Origin of the sequence: Corynebacterium lowii (genome assembly GCF_001412085.1) — a bacterium.
Classification (GTDB): Bacteria; Actinomycetota; Actinomycetes; order Mycobacteriales; family Mycobacteriaceae; genus Corynebacterium; species Corynebacterium lowii.
In genome coordinates this window covers 160,365-185,244 of sequence record NZ_LKEV01000003.1, presented here as the reverse complement: position 1 = coordinate 185,244, position 24,880 = coordinate 160,365, and the positions used below count along the sequence as shown (strand labels likewise).

Sequence of the window (24,880 nt, the reverse complement as noted above, 5' to 3'; positions counted from 1 at the left end):
TATTTCACCACACCCAGAACATTAAGGTTGTGGGCGCCCGCGCAGCAGGGTAGGGATAAAAAGATGATAAAGAACCTCTCCATCCACGATCACCGCCTCGATGTGCCGCTCAACCGCACCGATTCCGCCGATAATCGCCGCATTGACATTTTTGCCCGCGTGCTCAGCACCGACCCGCAACTGCCCTACCTCCTCTACCTCCAAGGTGGCCCCGGCTTTGAAGCCCCGCGCATCAATGCCCCCTGGATTCCCACCGCCCTAGAGCGCTACCAGGTGGTGCTGCTCGATCAGCGCGGCACCGGGCTTTCCACCCCGGTGAGCGAGCCCCAGCCCGCGGAATACCTGCGCCACCTGCGGGCCGATTCCATCGTGAATGATGCCGAGGACCTGCGCGAGCACTTAGGCATCACGCGTTGGTCGGTGCTGGGGCAATCCTTCGGCGGCTTCACCACGCTGCGCTACCTCAGCGTCCACCCCGATTCCCTGGAACACGCCTTCTTCACCGGGGGCCTGCCCTCGCTTACCCGCTCCCCGGAGGAGATTTACCGCGCCACCTACGATTCCCTGCGCCGCCACAGCGAGGACTACTACCGCCGCTTCCCCCACCACCGCACCCGCATGGCCGAGCTCATCGAACGCGCCGAGCGCGGAGAACTGGTGCTTCCCGACGCCGAGGTGGTCACCCCCTCACGCCTGCGCAGCGTGGGCCATCTTTTGGGCTCCAATGAAGGGTGGCAGTCTCTTTATAGCCTGCTCGATCTCCCCTGGGATTCCGCGGCCTTTGCCCATGACCTCGCCGCCCTGCTCCCCTTCCAAGGCCGAAACCCGCTGTACTACGTGCTCCACGAATCGTGCTACGCCAATGGCACCGCAACCAACTGGGCTGCGTACCGGGCCCTGCCCCAGGAATACCAGGATGACCCCACCCTGCTCACCGGGGAGCACGTTCACCCCGAATGGCTCGATACCGTACCGGCTTTCCGCCCCTGGAAAGCCGTGGCCGAGGAGATCGCCCAGACGCAGTGGCCCGAGCTGTACGACGCCGCGGCATTGAGCAGCGCACGCGGTGCGGCGGCGATCTACGCCCGGGACGCCTATGTACCCCTGGACTACTCCCTCGATACCGCCGACCACATGCCCGAGCTACGCACCTTCATTACCAGCGAACACGAGCACAATGGTCTCAGCGCCAGCGGCGGCGGGGTACTCAAACACCTCTTTGAGCTCAGCGACGGCACACGGCTGCGCTGAGCGTCTGGGGGGCGTCGAGCTGCGGGTAGGGTGCCCGCTTAGGCGCGCTCCACGGGGTTGCCGAGCTTGCCCACCCCAGGAATCTCGATCTCGATGAAATCCCCCGGCACCATCTCGGCGGTGCCCGCGGGCGAACCGGTGCAGATAATATCGCCGGGAAGCAGGGTGATCGAGGCGGTGATGAACTCGATGATCTCGCCCAGATTCATAATCATCTGGTTGGAATTGGAATCCTGCTTCACCTCGGTGACGCCCTCGTGCGTGAGGCGCGCCTTGATGGGCAACTCATCCACGTTATCCAGGTGAGTTTCAATCCAGGGACCCAGCGGGCAGAAGGTATCAATGCCCTTGGCTCGCGCCCACTGCCCATCGGAGAATTGCAGATCGCGCGAGGAAACATCATTGACCACCGTGTAGCCCAGCACCACGGAACGCCAATCCTCGGCCTTCACGTTCTTACAGGGCTTGGCAATCACCAAGGCCAGCTCGCCCTCAAACTCCACCCGGGTGGCAAACTCGGGGATCTTAATGGGTGCGCCCGGCCCCACCACCGCTGTGGGCGGCTTGAGGAAGAGCGTGGGCGGCAGCGTCTCCGCCGACTTCTTAAAGACTTCCGCCACGTGATCGGCATAGTTACGGCCAATGGCCACCACCTTGCTCGGCAGCATGGGGGCCAGCAAACGCACCTCGCTCAGCGGCCACTCCTTGCCCGTGTACTTCGGCGGAGTAAAAGGGGTCCCCTCAATCTGCTTCGCAGTGGTGCCCTCATCATCAATAACGCAAAAACACATACCCTCGGGGGTAGCAATTCGACCAAAACGCATGAGCATCATCGTACAACTGCGAACAAAAATAAGGGGGTTCAGCCGAACTCCTGCCGCTGACGGCTGGACCTAAAGCGTATAAATACTGCTATGACCCTCCTTCTCATGCTCTCTGGGCTGCTGCTCGCCACGGTGGTTGTGGTAGCCCTCGGTGACCGCTGGGGGCTCCCCTGGCCGGTTTTACTCACGCTCGTCGCCGCAGGCGGCATGTTCCTTCCCCGGCCGCCGGAACTCGATATTCCGGTGGACCTCATGCTGCCCATTTTCCTGCCGCCCCTTCTCTGGGCATTGGCTCGGCGCACCTCCTGGTCAGTTATCAAGACGCAGACCACCACCATCATCTGGATGTCCGTGGTACTGGTCTTTGCCACCATCGCCGCGCTCACCGGTTCCATTCTGCTTCTGCTGCCAGGGGTGGGCGTCGCCGGAGCCATCGTGCTCGCCGCCGCGCTTGCGCCCCCGGACCCGGTGGCCGTAGATGCCGTGGCAGAACCCGTGGGTATTCCTAAGCGCATCACCACCTCGCTGCAAACCGAGGGGCTTTTCAACGACGCCGCCTCCATCGTGGCCTTCCACGTGGCGCTAAGCGCCGCCATCGCCGGTTCCGATGTCTCCTGGTTGCACGGCCTAGGTAGCTTTGCTTGGTCGGTGGTGGGTGCCATCATCATCGGCCTCCTCGTGGGGCGCGCCGCCGCCTGGTTCACCGATCACGTGGATGATACCGCCGCGCGCAACGCCTTCACCTGGGTGCTTCCCTTTGCCGTCTACATTCTGGCCGAGGAGGTCAGTGCCTCCGGCGTTATCGCCATCGTCATCGCCGCCGTGGAGATGAACTCCCGAGCCTCCTTGGGGGCCGAGGATCGCCTCTCCGGCGAGGCCTTCTGGGAACCCGTGGAAATGCTCTTTACCGGCGTGGCCTTTGGCCTCATCGGACTCAACGTGGGCACCGCTATCGAGGAGGTGGGCTCTCACCTCTGGCACGCCGTATGGGTGGGCGCGGTGCTTTCCGTCGTGGCGATACTCGTGCGCTTTGCGTGGCTCTCCTTAGCTATGCGCGCGCACATGAAGCGCGGACGCACATTCGCCGCTCCCCTGCGCCGCCAAGAGGTACTGCTTATGACCTGGGCCGGTATGCGCGGGCTTGTCACCTTGGCGCTCGTGCTCTCTATTCCAGCTACCATCTCCGATACCCTGCACCACGAGGCCTCCGTCATTGCCCTGATGGTTTTGCTCTGCACGATGGTGATTCCCGGCCTCACCCTGCCGTGGCTCATGCGCAAACTCAACCTGGAAAATGGTCCCGATGCCTCCGGCGATCAAGCCCTTGAGGCTTTACGACGCCGCGCCCGCAACGCTTCCTATCAGTACATGCAGCAGCAATCCACGCAGCTCCCGCCCGAAGCTCTCGACGCCATGAGCGGCTGGATAGAGCGCCAATTCGACAGCGAGGAAGAACGCCATGAAGAACTCACCCGCTGGCGCGATACCGCCGGAAAGATCAGGGTGGGCGCACTCGAAGCCGCCCAGCAGGAATTGCTCACCGCACGCTCGGAGCGCGGAGTCAACCCCGCCTACGTGGACGAAGTATTGGGCTCCATCGACAGAATGCTCCTGGCGGCAAAGAAATAAAGAGGCCAAACTACCCCGGATGTAACGTTCCTCGCCTAAACTGCCATTACCCTGTGTAACCCCGCCGTATGCGAAAGGCCCGCCCTGCCATGTCCGAAGAATACAAAGCGCCCACCTGGAAAACGATCCTCGCCTGGATCTCCGTAGTGCTCGGTGGGCTCACCCTCCTCGGCGGCATTATTTCCGGCGGGGGCTTTGTGCACGTGATCGGCACTACCCTCCTGGCCGCCGGTGTGGCTCTCCCCGGAGCGTGGTGGTTCTACTGCGAAAAGCGCGATAAAGCCTTCCGCGAAGCCACCATTGATTACCCCGAAGCCACCGGCGAACCCGATGACCAAACTCGCGTATTCTTTACGGCCCCACCCGAGCCTGAAAAGTTCCCCCGCCGATGGCCTATCATCGCCGCTTGCTCCGTCTTCCTGCTCATTGTGGGAGGCCTGCTTTCCCCCTCTAAGCCGGACGAGGAAGAAAGCAACCCCACCTCCACCCAGGAAACCAGCCTGAATCCCTCACGCACCATCGCGGCAACTAAGACTCCCACCTCTGCCAGGGAGGAACCCGCCGAAGAGGAAGAAAACACCGAAGAGGAGCCCTCCACCGAAGAAGCCGCAGAGGATAACGAACGACGTAGTACCAACACCGACCTCGACGAACGAGGCGAACCCCAGCGCGTGACCGTGAATCGGTCCGCGCCCCAGGAAAACCCCGAGGCAGAAAGCGACCCGGAGCCGGAAAACGTGGAGGCCCCGGCCAAAGAAACACCGGCGGAGGACAATGCAGGCGCTGCGGAAGAAGCAGCGGAGACTCCCGCCCCGGAGGCACCTGCCCCTGCTCCTGAGGCTCCCGCGGCTGAGGAAAACACCAGCGGCGTGTACTACAAAAATTGCGCGGAGGCCCGCGCGGCTGGAGCCGCGCCCCTCTACCCCACCACGCCGGGATACAGCCTCGACCTCGATAGAGATGGCGACGGTGTGGCCTGCGAGAACTAGTCGGGGTTCCTCGGGGGCTGCGCGGCGGGACTCACCCCCGTTTATGCGGGGAATACTTAGTCACTTTCCAAATTAATAAAGTGAACATGCGCATCTTCGCTCGAACGGAAGCTCTCAACAATGACGCCTCCCCGATACCGGACCGCAATACCATCATCTAGCCCTATACCCGGTGGCAGTTGCTTTCTAGCTACAAGATCGCTATACACCTCCGGCCGGCCAGGCTCGGAATTATAGTGTGGACAAAATCTACCCGATATTATTCCCAGACCATCATTAAGCGGTTTCAACGAACCAAACGAGTCAGTTACGCATGATTCAAACCAACATGCAGCGCCCGCACTTATACCAGAAAGAATCGTTCCATTACGGTGAGCTGCTAGGAGGGCGGAATCAAACTCATGTAGCCGCCAAATATTCAACATATTGGCCGTATTGCCACCACCGACATATATAATGTCCATTGGTTTTAGAAATTCAGTTAGATCGTCTATAGAACGAACAGCTCGACGTAATGAGGGCGGCACCGGAATCCTTCCATCGATTCATAAAACCGCCTAATATACGTTGGAGAATCGCCGCTCGCCGTGGGAATAAAGCACACATTGGGATTTTTCACACCCGAGCCGCTAATTAAATACTCATCCATCCCATCATCGGAGGAATCCGAGAACCCTCCCCCGAGCAAGACAATATCTTGATTGTAACTCATATCTCACCTCTCTAGTAATACTAAAATAATGGCAGGGGTAATAACCTACGATTGGCGAAGGTAATACGAACAACAATAATATAATACTAATCAGAGAAAACGTAGTGCGCATGCCAATGGAAACCGCCTGCACCAGCGGTAAAGTTCCCAAAGGAACCTAGAAAAGCCGAGCTCAACCTAGCAACAAACATAACTCTCCAAGTGGCTTCTCAGTAGTAAAGCTATCCCCGCGTATGCGGGGAATACGATCGCACCGCCCCCGAGCTTAAGTGGTTCGAGGGCTCACCCCCGCGCATGCGGGGAATACCGGTAGAGGCGGCGCGGGCTGCTGCGGGGGATAGGCTCACCCCCGCGTATGCGGGGAATACCGCGGCCTGGTACCACCCGGCTCCATGAGACCAGGCTCACCCCCGCGTATGCGGGGAATACGACGAAAGGAGGTGAAGGAAGATGAAGCCGTACGGCTCACCCCCGCGTATGCGGGGAATACTGGGATTTGAAACAAAAACAACCCACACACACCGGCTCACCCCCGCGTATGCGGGGAATACTACGTTTGACCAGGTGAGGGACTGTGGTTAAACGGCTCACCCCCGCGTATGCGGGGAATACTGATGGTCAGCACCCACAGCTCCAGGCCCGTACGGCTCACCCCCGCGTATGCGGGGAATACACTTGCCCACCTGCAAGATTCTCAAGCCCAGACCAATTCTACATACATCTTCCAGCGCTATACCGCTGCCGCAATCCGATCTCCCACCTCAGCGGTCACGATCTCACCAGAGCGCTCCCCCACGTCAGCAGCCACGGCCTTCTCAATCCGCTCAGCACCTTCTTCATCTCCCAAATGCCGCAGCAGCAAAGCAGCGGAAAGAATCGCGGCGGTGGGGTCGGCAATCCCCTTGCCCGCGATGTCGGGCGCGGAACCGTGCACCGGCTCAAACATGGAGGGGTTGGCCCCCGAGGCGTCGATATTGCCCGAGGCCGCAAGGCCAATGCCTCCAGTAATGGCCCCAGCCAGGTCGGTGAGAATGTCGCCAAAGAGGTTGTCGGTGACAATCACGTCGTAGCGCTCGGGTTTGGTCACCATGTAAATAGTGGCGGCGTCGATGTGGTTGTATTCCACGGTCACATCGGGGTATTCGCGGGCCACTTCGTCCACGGTGCGCTGCCACAGCCCACCGGCGTTCACCAGCACGTTAGTCTTATGCACTAGGGTGAGGTGCTTGCGGCGCTGGGAGGCGCGTTCAAAAGCATCGCGCACCACGCGCTCCACGCCAAAGCGGGTGTTCTGCGAGACTTCAGAGGCCACCTCATGCGGGGTTCCCTCGCGCAGGGTTCCGCCGTTGCCGCAGTAAAGGCCTTCGGTGCCCTCGCGCACCACGATGAAGTCAATGTCTCCGGGTTTTGCCAGTGGCGACGCCGCCGTGGGGTACAGCACGGCCGGGCGCAGGTTTACGTGGTGGTCGAGAGCAAAGCGCATTTTCAGCAGCAGCCCGCGTTCCAAAATGCCGGGGGCCACTTCGCCGGGGGCGCCGATAGCGCCGAGCAAGATGGCGTCATGCTCACGCAGGGCGGCGAGGTCGGCGTCGCTGAGCAATTCCCCGGTGCGCAGGTAGCGGCGTGCGCCGAGGTCGAACTCCGTAGTGTCGATGTCCGAGCGCACGGCGCGGAGCACTTTGAGGGCTTCTGCGGTTACCTCGGGGCCGATGCCATCACCGGGAATCACTGCAATTCTCATTTTATGGGATTCCTTTCTCACATAATGAACATGTGAGGTCAGTCTACAGCGATGGCGGCCCCGGTGCAGCCACCCGCCCTAGTCCAGGGAAAGCTGGAAGGCGGTGGCGCCCAGGGCAGCGGAGATGGAATCGAGCAAATCCTGTGGAACCTCCGCCTGCACGCGCAGAATCAGCATGGCCTCATCTCCGCTGGCGGCCTGGGTCAGAGCGGCGGCCTCAATGTTGATGCCCTGCTCGCCCAGCATGGAGCCCACCGTGCCCAGGGCGCCGGGGGCGTCGGTATAGCGCAGGAAGATGTTGCGGCCGGTGGCGCGCATGTCCACACCGCGGCCGTCGATACGCACGATCTTCTCCACGCGCTCTAGGCCCGGCAGGGCGCCGATCACGCTGGCCTGTGCGCCGTCGGCACCAATGACCTTGACCTCCACCACGGAACGGTGGAAGGCGGACTCCGAGTGGGTTTCCACCTTCAATTCCACACCGCGCTCCTCCGCGATGCGCGGGGCGTTCACAAAGGTCACCGGCACCTGAGAGATACCGGCAAAGAGGCCACGCAGAGCGGAAAGCCCCAGCCCATCGACCTTTTCCGTGGAGAGTTCGCCGCGGGCGGAAACGATCACGGTATCCGGGGCGGCACCCAGCAGGGAGCCCGCCAGCAGGCCGAGCTTACGGGTGAGTTCCATCCAAGCGGCCACCTCCTCGCCCACGCGACCGCCGGAAACGTTCACCGCATCCGGCACGAACTCGCCAGCCAGGGCCTTGAGCACCGAGGCCGCCACGTCCGTACCCGCGCGATCCTGGGCCTCCACCGTGGAAGCGCCCAGGTGCGGAGTCACCACTACCTCGTCTAGGGCAAAGAGCGGGGAATCCGTGCAGGGCTCCGTGGCGTAGACGTCAAAGCCCGCGCCGCGAATCGGACCGGAGGTAATGGCCTCGGCCAGGGCCTGCTCGTCTACCAGGCCGCCGCGCGCGGCATTAATGAGAATCTGCCCCTCCTTGGCCTTGGAGAGCAGCTCGGTGCCAAACATGCCCGCTGTCTCCTTGGTCTTGGGCAGGTGAATGGTCACGAAGTCGCTGCGGCTCATCAGATCTTCCAGATCGGTGAGTTCCACACCCAGTTGCGCGGCGCGAGCGGGGTTGGCGTAGGGGTCGTAGGCGAGGATTTCCGCGACGTCGAAAGCCTGGAGACGCTGCGCAAAGAGTTGGCCGATGTGCCCGAACCCCACAATGCCCACCGTCTTGCCAAAGATTTCCACGCCCTTGAAGTTCGAGCGCTTCCAGGTTGCCTCGCGCAGGGTGCGATCAGCCGCCGGAATCTGACGCGCGGTGGAGAGCAGCAGGGCGATGGCGTGCTCGCAGGCGGAGTGGATATTGGAGGTGGGGGCATTGGCCACCATCACTCCGCGCTCGGTGGCGGCCTCCACATCCACGTTATCCAGGCCCACCCCGGCGCGCCCCACGATCTGAAGGTTGGGAGCGGCCTCAAGAACCTCGCGGTCTACCGTGGTGGCGGAGCGCACCAGCAAAGCGTGAGCCTCCGGCACAGCGGCGAGGAGTTCCGCGCGGTTAGGGCCATCGACCCAGCGCACCTCCACGGCATCCCCGAGCGCATCGACGGTGGATTGAGACAGCTTATCGGCAATAAGAACAACAGGAAGGGACACGGGGAACGACTCTCCTTGAACGATCAGAGCGAATACTTCCGATCATTCTACGACGAGCACGCCACCGTGTCCCATTTTCTATTCACTGGTAGGAAACGAACCAGGGGCGCGGCTCCACCGCGTAGGTCTGCTCCGGGGTGAACATGGGGGTATCCTCATCAAAAAAGTTCTTCCACGCCATGAACCAGTCCGGGCTCAATCCCTGGCGCATGACGTTCCAGGTATCGAACTTCTCCTCCGAGACCCCGTGTCCATCGGCGTGGAGCACATAGGCCAGCTCCGGGTGATCGGTGCGGATATTTTCTCGATCCCGCAGCATTTGCAGCTGGAATTGGTGGAGCACAAAGGACTTCTGCGGGAGGTTATTCTCCTTGGTCAAGGTAGCCAGCCAATCGGCCACGGCATTGACCTCCTCGGCCTCCACGCTGCCCACGCGGCTCAGCGGTTCTTCCTCCGCGCCGATGCGCCACTCCGGGTCAAGGGCCAGGCCGACGTTGGGGCGCTTAAGCAGGTCCTCGTACCTCTTAGCCTGGTCGAGGAAGTTCGCGCGTCCCGCCTGCAAATCCAGCACGGCGTAGCCCCCGGCCTCGGTGATGGCGTCGATATAGGGGGTGAGTTCTTCCGGAGCGGCCTCATTGGAGTAATCGCCGTCCTCGCCGGGGAACTCAGAGGCCACCGTGGCGATGATCTCGAAGGCTGGAATCACCGGCTCGGCGGGGTTGAGTTCCTGGTACTGAGACACGAGGTCGCGCACATAGGCCACGGATTCCTCCGGGGCGTACTCCCCCATCACGCCCAGGGCGCCGCCGGAGGGGTGCCCGTAGAGGGCGATCATGCGGCGGCCCGGGAATACCATCGTCCCGCCGCCGGGGAGCTCGGTGCTCACGGTTTGGGCCAGCTCAATCTTTTCCGCCAGTTGCTCCCCGGTGCCAAAGCCCGCACCCAGGCCCACCAGGGGTTGATCTTCCAAGCCGGCCACCATCTTGGTGGCCTCCTCATTGATGCGAGGATCGGGATAAGCCATCATCCGCACCTGCGCGCCGTAGGCCCTGGCATTAGCGACGTCGAGAAGCGGAGACGCCGGGGAGGCCACCACGATGGGCGCGGCCTGGCCGTCGCGGGCGCTCTGCACGGGGAAGCTATCGGTGTCCTCGGTTTCCTCGCTGCTGTTCTCCTCCGGCTCGGGTAGCCAGCCGGGGCTCAGCGCGGTGGGCTCCGAGGGGTTGTAATCTGCCGCTGCCTTGGCCATATCCGCCAGGGACTCCACGGAGGATTCCTCAAAGTGCAGGGAGGTCAGGGAACTCAGCGCCTCGAAAGTGCCGGGGTCCTGGATGAGATCAACCTCGGAGGGCAGCCCAGAAATATCCGCCTTGCCCACCACAAGCACCTTGGTGGCTCCCAGGCGGGAAATCTCCTTGACGATCTGCTCCGAATTATCGCCATTGAAGCCCAGCACCGGGGCATGCGAAGCCATTGACAGGGATACCGCGCGGAGGCGGGGGGCGTCGGCACCGCCCACCACGACGGCGGTCTCGGAGCTATCGAAGAACAATTGCGAGGATTCCACCCCGGAGTTATCCGCTCCCGCGAGCACCTGGGGGCGATCGCCAAATCGCTCGTCCACCCGGCGGCTGCGGTTTTCCGTCTTGGCTGCCTCCACGGAATCCGCCGGGGCCGCCGCGCTATCGGTGGTGTGTTGCTGCGTGGTGCCCTGCTCCTCCTGCGACGAGGAACAAGCCGCCAATGCACCAGCCGCCATACCCAAGGCAGTCAGCACGCCTACTGTTCCGCGAAACTTCACTCAACTATCCCCTTTTTCTACTCGCCTGATCTGGCTATTCTTTTTCTTCGCTCATGGTAGCCAATGCGCCCTCGCCGCTTCGGATCACGTCTTTGCCCATCGCCTGAGAGATAAGACGCACCAGGCGCTCCGCGCGATCTTCCAGGAACTCCTGCGCCTGCCCGGAATGGAGCAGCTCGGAATCGAGGTGGTGCGTGCTCAAAACGGCATCGAACTCATCGTCCTCCATGAGGGACTTCGATTGTACCCGCGGTAGATACCGCGCGGGGCTGAAACCGTCCAGCACCACCTCCGTGCGCTTACCCATCGGGGTTCGGTTCAGCACTCCACCGGCGAGGTTGGGGGCAACGCCGTGCTCCCTGCACCACTGCTCCGGGAAAATCTGCGCATAGGTGGGGTTGAGATCGCGGAACGTCCAGCGATCGAAGGGAGCGGAGGTGCGCCAATCGCGGGCTCCGCGGCTCATCAAGAGTGCGTAGATACCGTGGAATATTCCCGAGGTTTCGTCCACGGTGTATAGGCGCTCCTCATGGAATACCGCATCGCGTACCGTCTTGGGTTCGTCCTCCGTCTCTTCCTTGATCCACGCACTCACCTGATCGACGTCGTTAGCCATGCGATTCACCACGGCCGCGGAGCCATAGAGCTCGCCAAGGACCCCGGACCAGAACCAGCGGTCGAGGCGATCCCAAGCCTTCGAGGTAGTCAGTGCCGCGGGCGTATCCGAGAGCAGCGCGAGGATGACCGAAAGCGGCACGATCTGCGCAGCATAAGGCACCTGGGTGAGGTCAAAGATGCAGCGCTGGATGAGGAACTCCGCGGCCTCCCTCATGGTGATCCGAATATCGCGCGCGGCCTTGCGATACTCCGCCAAACTCAGTGCCAAAATATCCTCGCGGTTGCCCGCGGCATGCCCCTTGCGGGCCGTGGCGAGGAGGGAAACGGCGGTGAGGAAGGCCGTGCGATCAATTCCATCCAGGGCCGGGTACTTACGCAAAGCTCGCTGCGTGTCCTCCCAATCCTGGGCCAGGGAGAAGTTCTCATCCTCCGTGGCAAAAACGGCGGTGAGCAGTTCAAAAACGTCCATTTGCAGGCCCGCCGAGTTCGCCTGGGCAAAAATGGACCCCACCCCGGCGCGAGCGGTCTCCCGCGAGAGGCGAATCATCGGTACGGAATAAGCTGCCAGGGGGTAGACGATCTTGTTATAAAAGGACTTCACCGCGGCACGGGTGGATTCATCGGCGCCGTCGATGAGGTCAAAGAGCTTATTGGTGGCTCCCTCTCCCAGCAGCGTGGAAACGGGAATGCAGTGCTCCCCCACCTCTGCGGGGCCGAAGTGCGAGCACACCCTGCCGTCCTCGGCCACGGCAAATACGGCCTCATCCGGGAGAACATCGGCCGAGGTGGCCTTTTCTACATCCACGTAGAAGGCTCGGCGCACCTTGCGGCCTCGAAAGTTCACGCCGGTAACGAAGCCTTCCCCCTGAAGCGTGTGGTACAGGGTGGTGAGGCGTTGCTGGCCGTCAAGGAGCAACATTCCGGGGGCCGCGCCGGTATCCGGGGCGCCATCGAGCGGGCGCGAGCGAAAGCGCATGGGGGTATTGCGGGTATCCAGCGCCATAAAACAGCCCACGGGATAACCACGCAGAACGGTAACCACGAGAGATCGAATCCGATCAACGTCCCAGGAATAATCTCGCTGGAAATCGGGGAGCTGAATGTCCCCTCGATCAATGCGGGCAAAGAGGTCAGAGAGGCCATAGCTCGGCGTGGAAAAACCCATAGCCACCATGCTACTGTGCTGCGCTTAGTGCCCGCATACCTCCTCGTGCTCCCGGTGGCCCGGCTCTTCTATCTGAATCGTGGCGTGCTCAATTCCCATCTCCCGCAGTGCGGCCTGCGCGGCGTCGAGTACGCGGGAGGCGTTACCCCGCGCCACCACCAGGTGGCAGGTAGCCAGGGGGTGATTGCCGTCGGTAGACCACAGATGTAGGTCGTGCACCTCGCACACCCCCGACACCCGGCGCAGGCGCTCCTCCACCTCCCGCGTATCGACGCCCTCCGGGGCCTGGTTGAGCAGCACCCTCACCGAGGTGGAGGCCAGGGATACCGAGCGCGGGATCACCAGCGCCGCGATGATGAGGGAGGCGATGGTATCGGCGGCGATGAAGCCAGTGAAGTGGATAATGACCCCGGCCACGATCACGGCCACCGAACCCAGCAAATCGGAGAGCACGTGGAGGTAAGCACCGCGCATGTTGAGGCTATCGTGCTGGCGGCGCACCAAAATCGTGGCGGAAAGGCCATTGGCCACCAGGCCGATCACGGCCACCAGCAGCATCATGGAGGTATCAATCTCCGCGCCGCTGCGGAAGCGCCCCAGGGCCTCCACCACGATCCAGGCGGAGATCAGGGTGACGGCCACCGCATTGATGGCGGCGGCCAGCACCTCTACCCGGCGGTGCCCAAAGGTGGCGCGGCTGCTGGGCGGGCGGCGTCCGATGAGCAGGGCCAGCAGGGCGAGGATGAGCCCCGTGGAATCCGAGAGCATGTGCATGGCGTCGGAAAGCAGGGCCAGGGAGCCGGAGAAGAGTCCGGCGAAGAGTTCCGCAAAGAAAATAGTCCCTGTGAGGGCAATGACCCCCACCAGGGACTTCAGCGAGGTAGGCGCGTGATCGTGACCACTCATGGTCGTAGAGTATAACGCCCCTCCAGGCTTATTCAAAGCCTTTTGAGAATACTTTTTTAGGCAGTCTCATTGAGCGGGGTCTTGACCCAGCTCATCAGGTCGCGCAGCTTGGTACCGGTCTCCTCAATCGGGTGCGCGGCGATCTTCTCGCGGCGGCCTTCCAGATCCTTGTTACCGCCCTCAACGTTGGCGATGAGCGCCTTCACGAAAGTGCCGTCCTGAATATCCTTGAGCACCTCACGCATGCGATCCTTGGCACCCTCGTCCACCACGCGGGGGCCGGAGAGGTATCCGCCGTACTCCGCGGTATCGGAAACGGAGTAGTTCATGTTGCCAATGCCACCCTCGTAGATGAGATCCACGATGAGCTTCATCTCATGCAGGCACTCAAAGTAGGCCATCTCCGGCGCATAACCGGCCTCGGTGAGCACCTCAAAACCGCTCATGATGAGGTATTCCAGGCCACCGCAGAGCACGGCCTGCTCGCCAAAGAGATCCGTCTCCGTCTCCTCACGGAAGGAGGTGGGGATCACGCCGGCGCGGGCACCGCCGATGGCCGCAGCGTAGGACAAAGTGAGGTCGCGGCCCTCACCCTTCGGGTCCTGATCCACCGCGATGAGGCAGGGCACACCCTTGCCATCGACGTAGGTGCGGCGCACCAGGTGACCCGGCCCCTTGGGGGCAACCATGCCCACGGTGACGTTGGCCGGGGGCTCGATGAGGTTGAAGTGAATGTTCAGGCCGTGGCCGAAGAAGAGGGCGTCACCATCCTTGAGGTTCGGGGCGATCTCCTCGGTGAACAGGCTGGCCTGGGTGGTATCGGGGGCCAGGATCATGATGACATCAGCCCAGGCGGCGGCCTCGGCGTTGGACTTCACCTCAAAGCCGGCCTCACGAGCCTTCTCGGCGGAACGCGAACCCTCGCGCAGGCCCACCACGACCTCCACGCCGGAATCGCGCAGGTTCTGCGCGTGCGCGTGACCCTGGGAGCCGTAACCGATGACGGCCACCTTGCGCCCCTGGATGATGGACAGATCGGCGTCAGCGTCGTAGAGAACTTCGATAGCCATGAGAGTTACTCTCACCTTTCTTTCAAGAGGAATACCGGAAGGTTCTTTGCCTTCACCCTACCGGATTATTTCAATATATGGGACAAACCCCGCCCTAATGTCTCACCAAATGAAACATTAGGGGCGAGAAGAAGCAGGCGCGAGGGTACGCGGACCGCGATTCAGGGCAATCTGGCCGGATTGCAGCATCTCCCGGATACCGAAGGGCTCCAGGACGTCGAGAAGCGCCTGCAACTTCCCCGGCGTTCCCGTGGCCTCAATGACCACCGATTCCGGGGCCACATCCACCACGCGGGCGCGGAAGATGGTGGCGGCATCCACCACCTGCGGGCGGGTGTGGTTATCCACGTCCACCTTCACCAGCAGCAGGGCGCGGGCCACCGTGGCGTCCTCGTCCAGGCGCACCACCTTAATCACCTGAACGATCTTGTTGAGCTGCTTGGAAATCTGCTCGATGCGCACCTCATCGGCATCCACCACGATGGTGATGCGGTTCATACCCGGCGTGGAGGTCTTGGCCGAAACCAGGGAAACCAGGTTGAATCCACGGCGCGTAAACATTCCGGATACGCGCGAGATGATGCCGTCTACATCTTCCACCAAAACGCTCAGAATGTGGCGAACAATATCGGTACTAGCCATTACGCCTGCTCCTTTTCATCAAATAGCGGACGCAGATCGTGCGCGTAGCGGATTTCGGAGTTCGAGGAACCCGCCGCCACCATCGGCCACACCTGCGCATCCTGGCCCACGATGAAGTCCAACACCACGGGGCGATCGTTGATCTCGCGTGCCCATTGGATCGCCGGCACGATCTCTTCTTCCTTGGTCACCCGGCGCGCCGCGCAGCCCAAGGCCTCGGCCAGAGCCAGGAAGTCCGGTACGTATTCATCCTGTTCGCGCAGCTTGGTATTGGAATAGCGCCCCTCATAAAAGAGCGTCTGCCACTGGCGCACCATGCCCAGATTGCCGTTATTAATCAGGGCCACCTTGATGGGCATGCCCTCCACGGCGGCGGTGGTGAGTTCCTGGTTGGTCATCTGGAAGCAGCCATCGCCGTCGATGGCCCAAACCTCCGCTTCCGGGGCACCGGCCTTGGCGCCCAGGGCCGCCGGAACGGCGTAGCCCATCGTGCCCAGGCCACCGGAGTTGAGCCAGGTGCGCGGGTTTTCAAAGTCCAGGAACTGGGCCGACCACATCTGGTGCTGCCCCACGCCCGCGGCGTAGATGGCCTCGGGGCCGGCCTCCTTGGACAGGGCCTTGATCACGCGCTGCGGGGCGAGGAAGCCGTCGGATTGCTCCTCGTAACCGCGCGGGAAGCGCTCGGTGAGATCGTCGAGGTAGGTCAGCCACTCGGCGGTATCCGGGCCTTCTGCCTTTGCGGCGCGGTAGGCCTCGCTCAGCGCGGCCAGCACCTCCTTGGCATCGCCCACTATCGGGACGTCGGCGGCGCGAATCTTGCCAATCTCTGCGGGGTCAATATCGGCGTGGATCACCTTGGCCTCGGGGGCAAAGGCATCCACCTTGCCCGTCACGCGATCGTCAAAGCGCGTGCCGATGGCGATGAGTAGATCGGAGCGCTGCAAGGCACCCACGGCGGGCACGGAGCCGTGCATGCCGGGCATGCCCATGTGCAGGCGGTGGGATTCCGGGAAGGCTCCCAAAGCCATGAGCGTGGTGACCACCGGAATATTGGCCGCCTCGGCAAACTCGCGCAGCTGCTGGGCCGCATTGGCCTTAATCACGCCGCCGCCGATGTAGAGCACGGGCTTCTTCGCCTGGGCGATCAGCTCCACGGCCTGCGCGATCTGGCGCGGGTGCGGGCTGGTGACGGGGCGGTAACCCGGCAGGTCAATCTCCGGCGGCCAGGAGAACTCCATCTCCGAATCCTGGACGTCCTTGGGAATATCCACCAGCACCGGGCCTGGGCGTCCGGTAGAGGCGAGGTGGAAAGCCTCCGCGAGCGCCTGCGGAATATCGTTGGGATCGGTGACCATGAAGTTGTGCTTGGTGATCGGCATGGTGATGCCGCGAATATCGGCTTCCTGGAAGGCATCGGTGCCCAGCAGGCCGCTTCCCACCTGGCCGGTAATGGCCACGAGCGGCACGGAATCGAGGTTCGCGTCCGCGATCGGGGTGACCAGGTTGGTAGCTCCCGGCCCCGAGGTGGCAATGCACACCCCCACCCGGCCGGTCACCTGGGCATAACCCTCGGCGGCGTGGCCCGCGCCCTGCTCATGGCGCATGAGCACGTGGCGCACCTTGGTGGAGGAATACAGCGGATCGTAAAGGGGCAGCACCGCCCCGCCTGGCAAACCAAAGACCACATCGGCCCCAAGTTCCTCCAGTGATCGCACGACCGCCTGCGCGCCGGTCATCCTCTCCGGCTCCGTGCGATCAGCCGCAGCCTTGCGAGCAAGCGTGGACGGCAGCGGAGGTTGCTTTGCTTCCGCATTCACGAGTGTCAGGCTCCTTGATTATTCGGTGGTTCTTTTCAACAGTGATTATGCAGTGAGCAACGGCCGTGGATGAGCCGCCGCAGATTATGCAAAACGCCCTCGCGCAGCCACTGTGGGTGGGTGTTGCGGAGGGCGCCGTGCGCTTCGACTTGAACCAGCCGTTACGGCACGCGCCGCTCGGGTACGAGTACAAGTCGAATAATAAGCATGGTGTGCACTATACACCATGAGGTGACCAGGGCCATTCTTTTTATTCACTGTGCCCCTCTACCACGTATATGAAGGGCCACGGGAGCCCTTTTGAGCGATGTCACACCCGTTGGCTACGATGTGGGGCATGAATCCTGAAGCATCATCACCAGCGGACTTCTCCCCGGCAGAGTTCCGCCCGGATCGCTTCCACGTGCTCGTGGTGATCTTCATGGCCCTCATCATGCTCATCCCCATCAGCCACGCCCCCGCCATACTCGGGTGGTTTTTGCTCATTCCCGCCGTGTATCTGTGGTGGCTGCTGCGCGCCCGCACCAGCATCACGGCGCAGGGAATTACCGCCCGTTACGCTTTCCGTGCTCCGCGCACGGTGCGCTGGGATGACGTTGAGGGCATCGGATTCAAAGGCTCAACGAGCTTTGCTCGCTCCCGTTCCGGGGAACAATTCCCCCTCCCCGCGGTGAGCTTTAATTCCCTCCCGGCGCTCTCTGAAGCCTCGGGTGGACGCATCCCTGACGCACTGACCGTGGGACGGGAAGCGGTAGACGACAAGGTAGCCATTGTTCGTCGCGATGGCGAGCGCATCCTCGTTACCCGTGAGGAATATGCGGCCATGCAAAAAGAACAGTCAGAATAACTTTTAAGGGAGATTTCCCGTGATCCCGCTGCGATCCAAAGTAACCACCGTCGGCCGCAATGCCTCCGGTGCCCGCGCACTGTGGCGCGCCACCGGCACCAAGGAGCACGAGTTCGGCAAGCCCATCGTGGCCATTGTGAACTCCTACACCCAATTCGTTCCCGGCCACGTGCACCTGAAAAACGTGGGCGATGTCGTGGCAGAGGCCGTGCGCGCCGCAGGTGGCGTGCCCAAGGAGTTCAACACCATCGCCGTCGATGATGGCATTGCGATGGGTCACGGCGGCATGCTCTATTCCCTGCCCAGCCGCGAAATCATCGCAGACTCCGTGGAATACATGGTCAATGCCCACACCGCCGACGCAATGGTGTGCATCTCCAACTGCGATAAGATCACCCCCGGCATGCTCAACGCCGCCATGCGCCTGAATATCCCGGCGATCTTCGTCTCCGGTGGCCCGATGGAGGCGGGCAAGGCCGTGGTGATCGACGGCGTGGCTCACCCGCCCACCGACCTCATTAGCACGATCACGGCTTCTGCCGACGAGAGCGTTTCCGACGCCGGGCTGAACAAGATGGAAAGCATCGCCTGCCCCACCTGTGGCTCCTGCTCCGGCATGTTCACGGCGAACTCCATGAACTGCCTCACCGAGGCCTTGGGCCTTTCCCTGCCCGGCAACGGCACCACCCTGGCCACCCACACCGCCCGCCGCGCCCTCTTTGAGCAGGCCGGTTCCATGATCGTGGACATGTGCCAGCGCTACTACGGGCAGGGCGATGATTCCGTGCTGCCGCGCAGTATCGCCACCAAGCAGGCCTTCAATAACGCGATGGCCCTGGATATGGCGATGGGTGGCTCCACCAACACGGTGCTGCACACCCTGGCCGCCGCCCAGGAGGGCGAGGTGGACTTCACCCTGGCCGACATCGATGAACTCTCCTACCGCATCCCCTGCGTATCCAAGGTCTCCCCCAACTCCGATTACCACATCGAGGACGTCCACCGGGCCGGTGGCATCCCCGCCATCCTGGGGGAACTCCACCGCGCGGGTCTACTGGACAAGGACGTCCACACCGCCCTCTACGGCTCCGTGGACGAATGGCTCGACGACTGGGACGTGCGCGGCGGCAAGGCTACCGACGCCGCCATCGAACTCTTCCACGCCGCCCCCGGCGGAGTGCGCACCACCGAGGCTTTCTCCCAGTCCAACCGCTGGGACAGCCTGGACACCGACGCCGAAAACGGCTGCATCCGCGATGTGGCTCACGCCTATACCGCCGATGGCGGCTTGGTGATTCTGCGCGGCAACCTCGCCCCGGACGGTGCCGTGATTAAATCCGCCGGTATCCACGAGGACCTGTGGCACTTCTCCGGCCCCGCCCGCGTGGTGGACAGCCAGGAGCAGGCGGTATCGACCATCCTCACCCGCCAGGTGCAGGCCGGAGAGGTAGTGGTGATCCGCTACGAGGGCCCCGCCGGTGGCCCCGGTATGCAAGAAATGCTCCACCCCACCTCCTTCCTCAAGGGAGCGGGCCTGGGTAAGAAGTGCGCGCTGATTACCGATGGCCGCTTCTCCGGTGGTACCTCCGGGCTCTCGGTGGGGCACATGTCCCCCGAGGCCGCCCACGGCGGGCTCATCGGCCTGGTGGAAAACGGCGATACCATCACCATCGACGTGCACAAGCGCCTGCTCACTCTCGACGTCCCGGAGGAGATCATCGAGCAGCGCCGCGCGGCGATGGAGGCCCGTGAGAATCCCTGGACCCCGGTGGATCGCAAGCGCACCGTGACCAAGGCGCTGCGCGCCTATGCCAAGATGGCCACCTCCGCCGATAAGGGAGCCGTGCGCCAGGTGGATTAAGGCCGGGCGGTAAGATGGCCGCCACTATGCCTTCACCCCCCTCCTATTTGCGTCCTTTTCTCACGATTCTCGGCCTGGTGGCGGGGGTGACCACCACGTTCCGCCAGTTTGGCATCACCAGTTTCCCCGTGGACATGGTGATTTATCGGGAGGGAGTATGGGCCTTCCTGGAAGGCCGCGAGGTCTACTCGGTGCCCATGCTGGCGGGAGAAACGGAACTCCCCTTCATCTATCCCCCCTTTGGAGCCCTGGCGCTGGCTCCATTTTCTTACCGCGGCTTAAGCCATAATATCGCCGGGGACCTCATGCTCGGCCTCTCCAACCTCCTGCTCCTGGCCTGCCTCTACCTCGTGCTGCGCGCAGTAATTACTCCCGCAGCACGCCCCTGGCTGCTCCCTTTAAGCACCGTGAGCTGGGGCGCCGTATTGGCCTGGGAGCCGGTGGAACTCAATAATGGCTTTGCGCAAATCAACATCATCATCATGGCCCTGGTGGTATTTGACCTCGTGCCGCGGCGGCGATTGCTTCCCCAGGGCTGGCTCATCGGCTTAGCCATAGCCATCAAGGTTACTCCCGCTGCCATGCTGCTCTATTTTCTCCTCCGCAAGGAGATTCGCCCCATCCTCACTGCGGGGCTATCGGCCCTTGCGGCCACAGGTATCGGGGCCTTGATTCGGTGGGATGCCACCAAGGAATACTTCGGTTCCGTCCTCCTCGGGATGGGCGCGGGGGATGACTTCGGCGTGGACCCCACCTACACCTCCAATAGTTCCCTTCACGCCATGCTCACGCGGTGGTCCCCCACCGAGGAATGGGCAAACGACCACGCTCAGCTACTCAACCTCGCGTGGTTATTCTGCTCCCTTCTCGTGATAGTTGCGGGAGCCTGGATCATGCTGCGCCTGCTGCGCGCGCACCGCGATACGGAAGCGTGGCTTATTGGCGCGCTCATCATGCTGCTCATTTCCCCCGTCTCATGGTCACACCACTGGGTGTGGTTGACCCTCATCCTCCCCGTGACCGCGTGGCACCTCTTCGCCTCTCCCCTGCAACGCCGCTGGTTCCTCGGAGCCATCGCGGGAACATGGGCGCTCATGCTCGCCTCCAATCCCCCAAAGTGGTGGTTCGGAGACGGCATTTCTTATACCGAGCTCTCCCCCTTTCAGCGCTTCCTCGTTTCCGATTATGTGTGGATGGCGCTGCTCTTGCTTCTTGCGGTAGCCCTGGCTCAGCCCAAGATCACCGAGCCACGGACTGCGGTTAAGGCGGTTACGCCAGCGGGTTGATGCCGGCCCCGAACCACCACAAGGCCACCAAGCCCGCGATGCTCAGGATCACTCCCACCCAGGAACTCGCCAGCGGGCGGCGGGCCCAGCCTCGGGAGAAGTCCAGGGAATAAACGCCCGGCCCCGTAAACTGCAAAGCCACCGAGGCCCCGCCGAGAATCACAAAGAGCCACAGCCCCTCGGGCCAGGAGAATACGTCCATGCCCACCCCGGCGTGCGCGAGGGCGTCGATAGCCCCAAAGCCCGCCACCACCGTGGCGGCGGCCGCGAACAGCGGGGTGATGAGCCCCAGCACGAGGAAAACGCCCGCGGCTAAACCGGCGGCGGGGATCGCCACGGAAAGCGCCTGCGGGGCCACGTAGGCGGAGTACTGGGCCTCCAAACCGGAGAGTCCTTCCGAGGTGCCCAGGTGGAAGAAATCGCTCAGCGAGTTCAAAATCAGCCATACGCCCACGGTCAGGCGCAGAATCAACAGGCCAAAGTCGAGCGTGCCGCGCCGCGATTCCTCTTCCTGCTCCTGGGAATCATCCTCGACCACGGGGGCGGCCGCTCCCGCATAGGACGCTGCGGATTCCTGCTCGCGCTCCATCACCGCCGTGGGGGCAGCGGGGGCTGCGGGCTCGGCAACTGCTTCTTGCTTTTCCTGAGCCTTGGGCTTATCGACGGGTCGCTCAATCGTCCTGGTCGGCGCGTCAGAAAGCAGAGGCGCGCTGCGATCTTCCTGCCGCGGCTGCTGTGGTTGTTCCGGCTTAGCGGCGGGAGTCACCTCTTCCTTCTTCTCCTCGCGCGTTACCACAGGCTCTTCTGCCGCCACGGGCTCTTCCTTGGTTTTTTCCTCGGGCTCGCGGGGGCGAATCTCCTGCGGCGCCGCGCGGCCTACCTTCTTATAGGGGTCCACAGGCTCGCGCTGAGTCTTGGGTTCGGCTGACTTTTCCTGTGATTTTTCCGGCGACTTCTCCGGTGGCTGGAAGGTGGGAATATCCAGGTCATCTGCGGCCGCTTTATCGGCGCGATCGGGGGTGGAGGGATCTTGGCTCATGTGTGCCAGGATAACCAGGCGGCTTGGGGCTGGGGTGCTGGCGCGCCGGTTCTTGGCTCAATGGATACCCAGGGCCTTCTTCTACTAACCAGTTGCGCACATCACATCATGGTGCAAGACTTCCCTCCAAGCCACTATCCCGTACCACAAGGAATATCAGTGTCCCTCCTGAGAACCATCTGGCCCATTATCCTCACCCAGATATTCACCTCTGCCGGGGTGGGGCTTAATTTAACCGTTGCGGCGCTCGCCGCAACCTCGGTAACGGGAACGGATAAGTTCGGAGGCCTGGCCCAAACCAGCACGATTCTTGGCGCCACGGTTATCACCATTGCCACGACTCACCTCAACCATCGCTTCGGTCGCCTCACCAGCCTGCGTTTATCGCTTTTCTTGGCAGTAGCGGGCTCACTGATATGCGGGCTTGCCGTGGGGCAGGAAAACGAGCTGCGCTGGATTCTCTTTGTAGGATTATTCCTCTTAGGTGGCGGAACGGTAGGCGCGCTACTTTCTCGTTTTGTCGCGACGGAAAAGGTCGGAAATGGAAAGCACGCCTCTACCGCGATTAGTTCCGTCCTCTTCGGCTCCGCGATAGGATCGGCCATCGGCCCGAATATTTATGGAATCATGGCGGGGCTTTCTGCCGAACCTATGCGCCTGGTTTTCCTCTTCTCCGCGCTCATCTTTGCGGGTGGAATCCTTCCCCTTCTCTGAGAGCGAAAAAGCGAATACACCCCCGCGCTGCGGCAAGAACAGCAAGAGAAGAAAATGCCGTGGTCACTCAATCACATTCTCATCCTGACCATCGCCGTATTCAGTCATGCCTCCATGATTGGGCTCATGACGATGGCCCCCATCCACACCGATAGGCAATTTGGAGCGTCCGGCTCCAGCATCGCCATGACGGCTCACCTACTGGGCATGTACGCCCTGGGGCCGCTCGTGAGCATGGGGATCAAGAGATACGGGATTCGCCCCGCCATCGGTGCCGGGGTAGCGGTTTTCCTGGCCTCCTTTTCCCCATTCCTCTTTCATCTGGAATCGCTCTCGCTTTTCACCCTGGCTTTAGGCGGCGTCGGCCTGGGCTGGTCCATCGGCATGATCGCCTCTTCTACCCTGACCACCCGCATAGCCAACCCCCATCACCGCGTGGTTCTCCAGGGGCGGCTCGATATATCCATCAATATTGCCGCCGGTATCAGTTCTCTCCTTTCCGGGCTCGTGGTTTCCCGCTATGGATATTCGGCCCTGGCCACAGGCAATATTCTCCTGTTCGTTATCGCCATAGCTCTGGGCTGTGCTCTGCTCAGGTGGAGTAAACCCGGGCAGGACATTCCCAGGTAGGACGCCCTCAAGCGGGACCCCTCACGCAGGGCACTGGCTCATGATATTTCCCAGCGCATCGTGCTCCGCCTGGGTCACCCACAACCCATACTTGTACTTCACCTGCACCTGGCGCTGCGCATATTCACAGCGGAAGGCCTTATTCGGCGGCAGCCACGTAGCCGCATCCCCGGCGCCCTTTTGCTGATTCAATCCCCCATCCACCGCCAGCAGATTCAACGGATCATTGGCCAGATTCCGGCGCTCCTGCGCCCCCAGCTGCTGCGCTCCTTTCACCCAGGCATCGGCCAGGGCCACCACGTGATCTATCTGCACGGCGCGCGAGGTATCGCTGCCGCGCTGAAAGACAATAACACCACCGGAATAGGGATCATCCAGAATACCGGTGAGCACCACGCAATCCCGCGTGCCGGGTTTTACGGTGACCTCGCGGAGATCGCGGCGCAGAATATCGTTGCGGGTATCGCAGCCATTATGCCCGCCCTCCACGTCCACATCATCGGACCAACGCTGCCCAAACTCCTCGCGGGCATATCCCGTCTTGGGCGCGCGCCCCTTAATTTCTAGGGCCTCCCACTGCTCCCAGACTCCCATGGGGAGTGCGACGGAAGCCTTCTGCTCCGAACTCGTAGCCCAGCCACCGGCATCGCAGGCGGAAAGGAGCAGGGCACACAGAGCTAAAAGGGCCGCGAACTTGATCTTCATAGTGGCGCACACCTTATCAAGCCAGTGGGACGACACCGGCACAGGGCTAGAACTAACGTTCTAATTGCTCCGCGGCTCCCACTACCGCCGCGCTGAGCACATCGAGGGTGGGAGATTCCAGGCGCCATCGCTGCCAATACAGCGGCACCTCCACCACATGATCGTCTAAGCGCACTACCTCCCCCGAGGCCAACAAGGGATGGGCCTGCTGCTCCGGGAGTAGCGACCACCCCAGCCCCGCGCAGGTGGCCTCCACGAATGCCTCCGAGGAGGGCACGTGGCTTACTCGACGCCGCGGACGCACCGCTGGATCAAGCCGCCCTTCGAGATCGGCGTCCTGGAGGGCGTCGTTAGGCCCAAAACGCAGCGCGGGCATGCGCGCCCAATCCACCCCCTCGGAGGTGCTGTATGCGCTGCGCAGATCGGCGGTGGCTACCGCCAGATAGCGCATGGACCCCAGCACCTCCACCTCACACCCGGATACGGGGGCGTGCTCGCGGGTGACCGCCCCCAGCACATCGCCGCGGCGCAGCAGCGCGAGGGTATGAGCCTCATCTTCAAGCCGCAATTGCAGCGCCACATTTTCCCACCTGGCCGCCGCCCACAACACCGGGCGGAACCACGTAGCCAGAGAGTCTGCATTAACCGCCACCGCCAAGGGCACGCGGTCAATCTTTCCGCCCAATTGCGCATCCATTTCCGCGCGCAAGAGGGCCATGCGGCGCGCAGCCTGGATAATCACCTCACCGGCGTCCGTTAAACCCACCGGGTTCGTCCGCTGTACCAGCACCCGGCCCGCCTGCTTTTCCATCGCTTTGATCCGCTGGCTCACCGCCGAGGTCGAAATCCCCAGGTGCGCGGCGGCGGCCTCGAAGCTCCCGACGTCGATAAGCACCAGCAGGGTTTCCATGTGCGCGCTATTCACGTCATGCCAATCTAGCACGTGATTTTCCCCACCCCGCTGGGCG

General features: G+C 62.4%; 19 protein-coding genes, 2 pseudogenes and 1 CRISPR repeat array. Of the genes and pseudogenes, 8 read left to right on the top strand and 13 right to left on the bottom strand.

Going from position 1 to position 24,880, the window contains the following annotated elements; genetic code table 11:
• The first annotated feature begins 63 nt into the window (after positions 1–63).
• Complete coding sequence (locus Clow_RS06470) at positions 64–1,251, top strand: alpha/beta fold hydrolase (protein ID WP_055177921.1); 1,188 nt, start codon at positions 64–66, stop codon at positions 1,249–1,251.
• 38 nt (positions 1,252–1,289) lie between these two features.
• Here the strand turns inward: Clow_RS06470 and Clow_RS06465 are convergent, their stop codons facing one another.
• Complete coding sequence (locus Clow_RS06465) at positions 1,290–2,075, bottom strand: fumarylacetoacetate hydrolase family protein (RefSeq protein WP_055177919.1); 786 nt, start codon at positions 2,073–2,075, stop codon at positions 1,290–1,292.
• A 78-nt stretch (positions 2,076–2,153) separates the two neighbouring features.
• Here Clow_RS06465 and Clow_RS06460 point away from each other — a divergent pair, with 78 nt between their 5' ends.
• Entirely contained in the window at positions 2,154–3,704 is a 1,551-nt protein-coding gene (locus Clow_RS06460; RefSeq protein WP_281175666.1) for a cation:proton antiporter, read from the top strand.
• Between the two features lie 89 nt (positions 3,705–3,793).
• Positions 3,794–4,693 carry an excalibur calcium-binding domain-containing protein gene (locus Clow_RS06455; RefSeq protein ID WP_055177915.1) on the top strand — a complete coding sequence of 300 codons (900 nt, stop codon included), beginning with the start codon at positions 3,794–3,796 and terminating at the stop codon, positions 4,691–4,693.
• Between the two features lie 56 nt (positions 4,694–4,749).
• On the opposite strand, the pseudogene Clow_RS12235 reads toward Clow_RS06455, so the two are convergent.
• The 9 genes and pseudogenes from Clow_RS12235 to Clow_RS06415 form a co-directional block, all read right to left on the bottom strand.
• A pseudogene (locus Clow_RS12235) lies at positions 4,750–5,405 on the bottom strand (Type 1 glutamine amidotransferase-like domain-containing protein).
• A 278-nt stretch (positions 5,406–5,683) separates the two neighbouring features.
• Positions 5,684–6,079: a CRISPR direct-repeat array (repeat unit 30 nt; unit sequence CGGCTCACCCCCGCGTATGCGGGGAATACT).
• A gap of 56 nt (positions 6,080–6,135) precedes the next feature.
• Positions 6,136–7,146, bottom strand: coding sequence for a 3-isopropylmalate dehydrogenase (locus Clow_RS06450; RefSeq protein ID WP_055177913.1), 1,011 nt, complete (start codon positions 7,144–7,146; stop codon positions 6,136–6,138).
• A 78-nt stretch (positions 7,147–7,224) separates the two neighbouring features.
• Positions 7,225–8,811 (bottom strand): phosphoglycerate dehydrogenase, encoded by a 1,587-nt coding sequence (gene serA, locus Clow_RS06445; RefSeq protein ID WP_055177911.1) that lies wholly within the window; start codon positions 8,809–8,811, stop codon positions 7,225–7,227.
• Between the two features lie 82 nt (positions 8,812–8,893).
• The gene (locus Clow_RS06440; protein WP_055178040.1) at positions 8,894–10,570 is read right to left on the bottom strand and encodes a hypothetical protein; all 1,677 of its coding nucleotides are present in this window, start codon (positions 10,568–10,570) and stop codon (positions 8,894–8,896) included.
• A gap of 76 nt (positions 10,571–10,646) precedes the next feature.
• Positions 10,647–12,395: a GmrSD restriction endonuclease domain-containing protein gene (locus tag Clow_RS06435; protein WP_055178039.1), complete on the bottom strand. Its 1,749-nt coding sequence runs from the start codon at positions 12,393–12,395 to the stop codon at positions 10,647–10,649.
• Positions 12,396–12,419: 24 nt separating this feature from the next.
• Positions 12,420–13,301 (bottom strand): cation diffusion facilitator family transporter, encoded by an 882-nt coding sequence (locus tag Clow_RS06430; RefSeq protein WP_055177909.1) that lies wholly within the window; start codon positions 13,299–13,301, stop codon positions 12,420–12,422.
• Between the two features lie 56 nt (positions 13,302–13,357).
• The gene (gene ilvC / locus Clow_RS06425; RefSeq protein WP_055177907.1) at positions 13,358–14,371 is read right to left on the bottom strand and encodes a ketol-acid reductoisomerase; all 1,014 of its coding nucleotides are present in this window, start codon (positions 14,369–14,371) and stop codon (positions 13,358–13,360) included.
• 117 nt (positions 14,372–14,488) lie between these two features.
• Positions 14,489–15,013: an acetolactate synthase small subunit gene (gene ilvN, locus Clow_RS06420; protein WP_055177904.1), complete on the bottom strand. Its 525-nt coding sequence runs from the start codon at positions 15,011–15,013 to the stop codon at positions 14,489–14,491.
• Entirely contained in the window at positions 15,013–16,830 is a 1,818-nt protein-coding gene (locus Clow_RS06415) for an acetolactate synthase large subunit (protein WP_055177902.1), read from the bottom strand. The genes ilvN and Clow_RS06415 overlap by 1 nt, the downstream gene beginning before the upstream one ends.
• A gap of 337 nt (positions 16,831–17,167) precedes the next feature.
• Between Clow_RS06415 and Clow_RS06410 the strand changes: the two genes are divergently transcribed.
• From Clow_RS06410 to Clow_RS06400, 3 genes are read left to right on the top strand one after another with little or no spacing between them, the layout of a single operon-like run.
• Complete coding sequence (locus Clow_RS06410) at positions 17,168–17,677, top strand: PH domain-containing protein (RefSeq protein WP_245625718.1); 510 nt, start codon at positions 17,168–17,170, stop codon at positions 17,675–17,677.
• A 19-nt stretch (positions 17,678–17,696) separates the two neighbouring features.
• Positions 17,697–19,538: a dihydroxy-acid dehydratase gene (ilvD, locus tag Clow_RS06405; RefSeq protein ID WP_055177899.1), complete on the top strand. Its 1,842-nt coding sequence runs from the start codon at positions 17,697–17,699 to the stop codon at positions 19,536–19,538.
• Positions 19,539–19,564: 26 nt separating this feature from the next.
• Positions 19,565–20,824 (top strand): glycosyltransferase family 87 protein, encoded by a 1,260-nt coding sequence (locus Clow_RS06400; protein ID WP_055178038.1) that lies wholly within the window; start codon positions 19,565–19,567, stop codon positions 20,822–20,824.
• Here Clow_RS06400 and Clow_RS06395 read toward each other — a convergent pair.
• The gene (locus tag Clow_RS06395; protein WP_055177896.1) at positions 20,808–21,863 is read right to left on the bottom strand and encodes a DoxX family protein; all 1,056 of its coding nucleotides are present in this window, start codon (positions 21,861–21,863) and stop codon (positions 20,808–20,810) included. The genes Clow_RS06400 and Clow_RS06395 overlap by 17 nt on opposite strands.
• Positions 21,864–22,022: 159 nt before the next feature.
• Between Clow_RS06395 and Clow_RS06390 the strand changes: the two genes are divergently transcribed.
• Positions 22,023–22,577 carry an MFS transporter gene (locus Clow_RS06390; RefSeq protein ID WP_055177895.1) on the top strand — a complete coding sequence of 185 codons (555 nt, stop codon included), beginning with the start codon at positions 22,023–22,025 and terminating at the stop codon, positions 22,575–22,577.
• Positions 22,578–22,631: 54 nt separating this feature from the next.
• Positions 22,632–23,207: an MFS transporter gene (locus tag Clow_RS06385; RefSeq protein ID WP_055177893.1), complete on the top strand. Its 576-nt coding sequence runs from the start codon at positions 22,632–22,634 to the stop codon at positions 23,205–23,207.
• A gap of 24 nt (positions 23,208–23,231) precedes the next feature.
• Here the strand turns inward: Clow_RS06385 and Clow_RS06380 are convergent.
• Positions 23,232–23,912, bottom strand: a pseudogene (locus Clow_RS06380) (HNH endonuclease family protein); the annotation flags it as partial.
• Between the two features lie 52 nt (positions 23,913–23,964).
• The gene (locus tag Clow_RS06375; RefSeq protein ID WP_055178037.1) at positions 23,965–24,837 is read right to left on the bottom strand and encodes a LysR family transcriptional regulator ArgP; all 873 of its coding nucleotides are present in this window, start codon (positions 24,835–24,837) and stop codon (positions 23,965–23,967) included.
• Positions 24,838–24,880: the final 43 nt, after the last annotated feature.